Source organism: Blautia sp. ZXY-1-C6 (assembly GCF_056339875.1).
Map to the genome: position 1 here is coordinate 1 of NZ_JBWJVQ010000206.1, position 6,588 is coordinate 6,588.

The 6,588-nt window shown below is 38.3% G+C and carries 7 protein-coding genes; 1 reads left to right on the forward strand and 6 read right to left on the reverse strand.

All coding sequences use genetic code 11. The features are described from left to right. Positions 1 to 25: 25 nt before the first annotated feature. The 6 genes from AC075J_RS12535 to AC075J_RS12560 form a co-directional block, all read right to left on the reverse strand. On the reverse strand, positions 26 to 730 hold the full coding sequence (locus AC075J_RS12535) for a LytR/AlgR family response regulator transcription factor (RefSeq protein WP_025578142.1): 705 nt from the start codon (positions 728 to 730) through the stop codon (positions 26 to 28). A gap of 203 nt (positions 731 to 933) precedes the next feature. Next, positions 934 to 1,683 carry an ATP-binding protein gene (locus AC075J_RS12540; protein WP_476390382.1) on the reverse strand — a complete coding sequence of 250 codons (750 nt, stop codon included), beginning with the start codon at positions 1,681 to 1,683 and terminating at the stop codon, positions 934 to 936. Positions 1,684 to 1,855: 172 nt separating this feature from the next. Then, positions 1,856 to 2,050, reverse strand: coding sequence for a hypothetical protein (locus tag AC075J_RS12545; RefSeq protein WP_055149523.1), 195 nt, complete (start codon positions 2,048 to 2,050; stop codon positions 1,856 to 1,858). Positions 2,051 to 2,066: 16 nt separating this feature from the next. After that, the gene (locus AC075J_RS12550) at positions 2,067 to 3,884 is read right to left on the reverse strand and encodes a cobaltochelatase CobT-related protein (RefSeq protein ID WP_476390383.1); all 1,818 of its coding nucleotides are present in this window, start codon (positions 3,882 to 3,884) and stop codon (positions 2,067 to 2,069) included. A gap of 6 nt (positions 3,885 to 3,890) precedes the next feature. Then, entirely contained in the window at positions 3,891 to 4,823 is a 933-nt protein-coding gene (locus tag AC075J_RS12555) for an AAA family ATPase (protein ID WP_055199775.1), read from the reverse strand. A gap of 244 nt (positions 4,824 to 5,067) precedes the next feature. After that, on the reverse strand, positions 5,068 to 5,838 hold the full coding sequence (locus AC075J_RS12560) for an ATP-binding protein (protein ID WP_118508672.1): 771 nt from the start codon (positions 5,836 to 5,838) through the stop codon (positions 5,068 to 5,070). Between the two features lie 168 nt (positions 5,839 to 6,006). Here AC075J_RS12560 and AC075J_RS12565 point away from each other — a divergent pair. After that, the coding region (locus tag AC075J_RS12565; protein WP_476390384.1) for a TetR/AcrR family transcriptional regulator at positions 6,007 to 6,588 on the forward strand (582 nt) is incomplete at its 3' end.

A 6,588-nucleotide genomic window follows, 5' to 3' on the forward strand; every position in this document is an offset into this window, starting at 1 on the left:
TTAATAACCTCCATTTCGCATGAAATCATTCCATATTGAGGTTTTGCAGAAGCAGATTCATGAATTCTTTTTTTCTGGTTCTGCTAACAGGTATATGTACATTATGGATCACACAATCAGAACCAACAAATCCCTCTACATGATTCATATTTACCAGATATCCCTTTGCACATCGAAAAAAATTATGTACCGCAAGTTTTTCTTCGAGTTCTTTCATCGTAATTCTTGAACAGTAATCTCCTCTCGAAGTATGATAAATTACATTATGTCTCTGCCCCTCAATAAAATAGATATCTGCTATATCTATCTTTACAACTCCTTCCCCAATCGGAATCGTAAGAAATTCTTTAACCTCAGAACGCATACGACCAACTGCTTTATCCAGTTTCTGCGAAAAAGAAAAATACTCAACTGGTTTTACTACATAATCCATTGCATCAACTTCGTATCCACGTACTGCATATTGAATCATATTTGTAATAAACATGATAATTACTTTCTGATCCATTTGACGAATTTTTTCTGCTGCTGTCATACCGTCCATGAACCGCATTTGAATATCCATCAGAATAATGTCAAAACCGCCATTGTAATTTTCAGTGATATCTTCTCCATCACCAAATACTGTAACCTTTATTGATCTTCCCCTTTCCGTTTGATATTTCCGGATATACTCTGTTAATTGTTTTACGTAAATTTCTTCATCTTCCACAATTGCAATCTGTATCATCCTATACCCTCCACAAGAATTGCATTTTTTGTAACTGTTCAATCACACAATATAGTCCCAGGTTTTTATTATTATTTTATAAATAATTTTTGTTTCAGTATATCACTGCTTTTTTCTTGCGTCAAGTGGATGTAATATTACAAATTACAGCTGTATGATCTGGTTTTCTTTTATAATATATCCACAGTAAATCTCCTCATTCTTTAAATAGAAAGTAGAAATTCTGTTAACTTTTCAATAGCATCTGGTTTTTCTGATAGTTCTTTCCCCATCAGTCCCTCTCCCATAATACTAGGATCCGCGCCAAGAGATACAGCGACTCGACTTGAATTCCATACAGCTTCATACATCATTTCCTTATTCTCTTTTGTTACTTTATTGAGAACGTAATAAAATGGTTTTCGAATACTTTCCGATAATTCCCCGATTTTTTTGGAAAGCTGTAGGGATTCATAGGATGGATCTATGATTATCAATATCAAATCTACACCGTTATCAATTCCACGTCCAAAGTGTTCAATACCAGCCTCCATATCCATTAGCGCAAATTGGTCTTCTTTAAGCCTGAGATTTTGGATAAATTGAGTCATAACAGTTCCCATAGCACAAGAACACCCTTCATTTGCTTGATGAATTTTTCCACTACTCATCAGTTTTACACCGTCCTTCAGACTATAATAATCTTCCGGTATATCATCTATTGTCCAGGTTTCCTCAAAAAACTGATGAGTAAATTTTGATAACATCATATCATTTAAAACATTTTGTTTACCACCGAAATAGTCTGTAAAATCTCTGGGAAGCTTCATACCTAGCTGTCGGTGTAGACCATAATTAGATTCATCGGAATCAATTACCAAAATTTCTTTTCCTCGTCTGGCTAAAGCCTTAGCCAAAAGACTGGTTACTGTACTTTTTCCACATCCACCTTTTCCACAAACTGCTATTTTCATCTCTATATTTACTCCTTTTCTTTAATAATAAGCATTACATATGACCATACTTCAAACTGTTTTCGAAAAATAATTAATATAATGTCTATTTTGCCATTACATCAACATGGTTTTCCCTACTCCGCCTTTTCCAGTCACAGCAATTTTCATTTGTTCTCTCCTTAAATGCTTCTTACTCCACTTCCTCCAGTTCTGTTCCTTCTGGAAGAATATATCCGCAGTTATCACATACTCCATCCTCTGCAAGTATCCCGTCTTTCACAAAGGCTTCAATGCCTCCCGGTTCATGACAGTGTGGACAATCTAATTCCTGTATCCTTTTCTGATTTCTTACATCCTGGCAATTGGCAAATTCAATTTTACCCATAGTGATTCCTCCATTTTTATTCCAGATCGATTTGTCTTCGCAAAAAAGTTCCTACCATACGGGAAAAATTGCTGATATTACGAATATAGGCAAAGTCTTTTCCATAGATTCTCTTTTCCACGGAGAGCTCTTCTTCATTCCCTACAAAAATACCAATTACGAAAATTCCTTGATTTCTGGCCCGACGCACCTCATATGCAGTATCTTTCACAGCTCCTTCTCCGTCATAGATCCTGGGCTGGCGGGTTCCTGGTCGTTGTATGCTCATATCACAGGGTTTTCCATCACTTAATACGATTAAAATCTTATTTTTTTCCGGTCGCTCCATGAGAGAGGAACAGACTGTTTTCAGTGCAAGCCCATCTCTGTTATTGGCATACGCCCGAAATTGAAAGATTCTTTCATTTGTTTCCCTTGGATCTTCATAATCCCGAAATCTCTGAAGTACTGTATATCCCCAGAAAGCACAGTATCCTGTCACCCGATGAGGAATTCCTGCCTGACTTAATGCTTCACTGATAATATATCCCTGCGCCGCTACCTGAGCCTGTCTGCCAGCCTGGGAACCACTGGAATCAATCAGGACATCTATTACAAATTCAGAATCTTCTGATCTCTTTTTTCTATTAAATAGCTTGTCATCGTCTGTTCTTCCAATTTTCCATAACCGTTCTGGAACAAGCTGCCCTGCATCAGATCTGCTGACAAAATCATCCTTTCGGATTATAAATGCCCGTTTCAGTGACTCTGCCAACACAGAAATATTTCTTTTGATGATCCAGTGATTATTTCCATAATAGGCTTTATTTTTTTCAAACTGCAGCTGAGCAAAACGGTATTGATTATTTTTTATCATAGGGTTCTGTAAAATTCCGTCTGTAAGATACAGGTTACAGTTTTTGTGGATTCCTGTACAAAATTTCCGGTTGACTCTGGTCTGTTCCGATTCACTTAGATACGATTTTCCGTAATTCAGTTCCACATATTCCCGTATCCGTCGCACTGCCTGTGGATTTATATTCTCCGGGCTTTCCGGAACTTCTTCTTTTTCCGGAGAAAAATAAGATCTTTTTTTCTTTTTGTTTCTGATATCCAGACTCATCATCTTTTTTTTGATATTAGAAAGATATTTTTGAATGATGTCTTCCATCTGTTCATCCGTCATGCATTCCTGCCACGCGTCATTGGCCAATGCCATATCCGGTAAATTCAGAATCTTCTCCAGATTTCCATTCTTTTTTTCAAAAGAAGGATCCAGAACATGATTATAAATCTCATCTATCACGTTTATGACATCTTCCGTATTTTCCGCATCCTTCAGAGATAGAATCTTATACAATGCAATCTCTGCCTGTGGATCCATTCCCTTATCGTCTGTGTTCTCCAGAACATGCCTTATATACAGAAGCCTGATCCTGTGAATCAGGTCTGTTCCGGCTTTGTCTGATACCTGCTCTTCTTCGGCCTTTTCCAATTCTCTGAATGCCTGTTCTCTGATTTCCTTTGTTCCCAAACGTTCTCGAATGATAAACCGATTCACTGCAGCATCCATGCATAATCCAGCAAGAGGCAAAAGCATATCTTCTCCAGCAGAAAAATGTAATTTTTTCATCAAATACATGCCAAGTTTCTTCTGATCAAAATATCGTGCAAAGGCACCCTGCTTCACTGCCTCATACAGAACCGTTTGTTTTGAATAATCATATTTTTCTGTGTCCGGTTCAAATTCCATATCATAATCACCACTGACTGTCCAAAAAAGATTTCTGATACGATTGCTGATCTCCAGACGATGTTCTTCCAGTTGTTCCGCCGGCCATCTGACATCCTCCATACAAGTTTACCCCCATATGTCTTTTCCGGTCCAGGAAGATGGGATTCTGGTAGAAACCACATCTTCTACGATCTCTTTTTCAAATACATCAAAACTTTTATTTATGATCCCCATCTGGATTGCTTCAATTGGAGAAAGTCCGCTTCTTGTTGCCTTTACAGCAGAAACCAATCCTCTCAGGTCGAGAGATTTTGTTGAGATTTCTCCATGATAAGCTTTAATCTGCAAATCCAGAAACAGTCCTGCAAAAGCTTTCAATGCACTTTTTTTCCCCTCTGGAAAATGTTGTCTTAATACAAAAAGGACACTATCCTCATCCATTTCAGGCATATCAATTACCATAAACCTTGAAACCAATGCTTCATTTAACTCTCTGGTACCTGCGTAACCATAATTCATCGTGCCGATAAATCGTGTTGCCGGATGAAGTAAAATCCTGTTATATCCTGGAATATCGATTCTGCGCCGATGATCCAGTGTGGCATGCAGTACAGAAACCGCATCATTTTTTGCCATATTGATTTCGTCCAGGATTCCAAATCCTCCAAATTCCGCACATTGATAAATGGGACCTTTCCGAAGGCGAACCTCATTATTTATAAAGGTATCCGTTCCAATCAGATCGGCACTGTCTGTATTTACATGAAAAGAAATGTCGTATTCCGGTCTTCCGAATATCCATGCCAGTGTCTCACATAGTACATTTTTTCCTGTAGCTTTCGCACCGGAAAGTAACAGATTATCTCCCTGAAGAAGCGCTGCTATTGACATTTCCAGAATCTTTTTCCCATAGAATAGGATATCCGGTTTTTCTATCCGTTCCTTTACCTGATCCTCTACCTCATAACGCATGTGAAAATCTCTCAGTTCTCCAATCAGTTCCTGCGCTATCTTCTGGTCTTCTAAATATTTTTCTATTTCTGTCCAATGATTTCTCATGAAGTTTTTCCTTTCTTTGCAATTATAGCAATCCTCGTAAATAATGCATTTAAGACAGTTCAGCAGAGTGCGAAAGACAAGGAAGATATCTGCAGGCGTGCTGACGCACGGCAAAGATATCTGACGCAGGATTTCACACTCTGATGGGCTGGATTAAGATGCATTATTTCAGAGGATTGCTATAGTTATACCAAATCAGATAATATTTCTGTTTACTCAATCTTCAAACTTTCAATCCCCCAACTCACAATCCTAACTTCTTTATAATTTCTCCCAGTGCACTTCTTACAGGAGAATCTTTCGGAAGCTGTATGATCGGCTTTCCATTACAGTCATACTGATATACCTGGTCATCATGTGGTACAACTCCTAACAGTTCCAGTCCCTGATTTCGGATTTCTTCCAGAGTTCCGGCATCCAGTTTTCCATCCGGAACACGATTCACGATTAATCCAGTTTTCTGTGGTTTAAAGTTTAACTCCTTCATCAGCTTTGCAATACGTCCGGCTGCCTGAACACCTCTTCTGGAACAGTCACTTACAAGAATGGCAACTTCCATCATTGGCAGGATTCCTCTGCTGATATGTTCCATACCTGCTTCGTTATCAACCACAATATATGGATAATGACTTTGCAGTTTCTGAACCTGGGTCTGCACAAGGCCATTTACAAAACAATAGCAGCCCTGTCCCTGGGTTCGTCCCATTACCATCAAATCATAATCGTCTTCTTCTGCAATCGCATCAGAAAGACGCATTTCCAGATATGCCTGTTTTGTCATACCGGAGGGAATCTGATATCGTGGGTCTATGCCTGCCCGCTCAATTTCTTCTCTCAGCTCCCCAAGTGTGACCTCCGGCTCAACACCGAGCACTTCGTTCAAATTTGCATTTGCATCTGCATCCACTGCCAGGACCGGACGTTTTCCGCTTTCACATAAATACTGGATCAACAATCCACAAAGAGTTGTTTTTCCTACGCCACCTTTTCCTGATACTGCAATTACATGTCCCATGTTTTTCCTCCTAAAATTCTGAACAATCTGTTGACTTTTTCTTTAAACCTCATTATAGTTGTTACTATATAAATTACAATAATCAATCTGTGAGATTTGTATGGTTACTCAACACATCAGAAAAATTGTTGAGGAATCATATGATTCCAAATAATACAGGAGTATATAATGTCAGAAAAAACGAGAAAACAAGATCGTCGTACCCGCTATACCAGGCAAACCATAAAAGATACGTTCTTAGAATTGTTAAAGCAGAAAAGTTTTACGAAAATTACAGTTACAGAGATTTGCAAAAATGCTGAAATCAACCGTGGCACTTTTTATCTTCATTACTACGATATCCATGATGTATTATCAGATATTTTTAATGATATGACTCAGGATATGTTAACAACTGTAGATCATTTATTCTGTCTAAATCAAAAAAGCTGTTCCTATCCGTTCTGTCAGAAAATACAGATGGAATCACAATACAGGGCACTGTTTCTGGATGATGCAATTGCCCCTATTCTTCTGGAAAAAATAGCAGAAAATACAAAAGAAGGCTATGTGACCTGGCTTATGTCACACAGCCTCCTAACCTTTGAACAGGCAGAATCGGTTTTTTATTTTCAAATGAATGGCTGCCTTTCCATCAACAGACTGATGCTCCGCAATCACTGTAATGACTGGAAACAGATTCAGACAGTAATCGACAAATTTATCAAATCCGGGCTGGAAAGTTTTCTGATTCATGATCAGAGAGAAGAA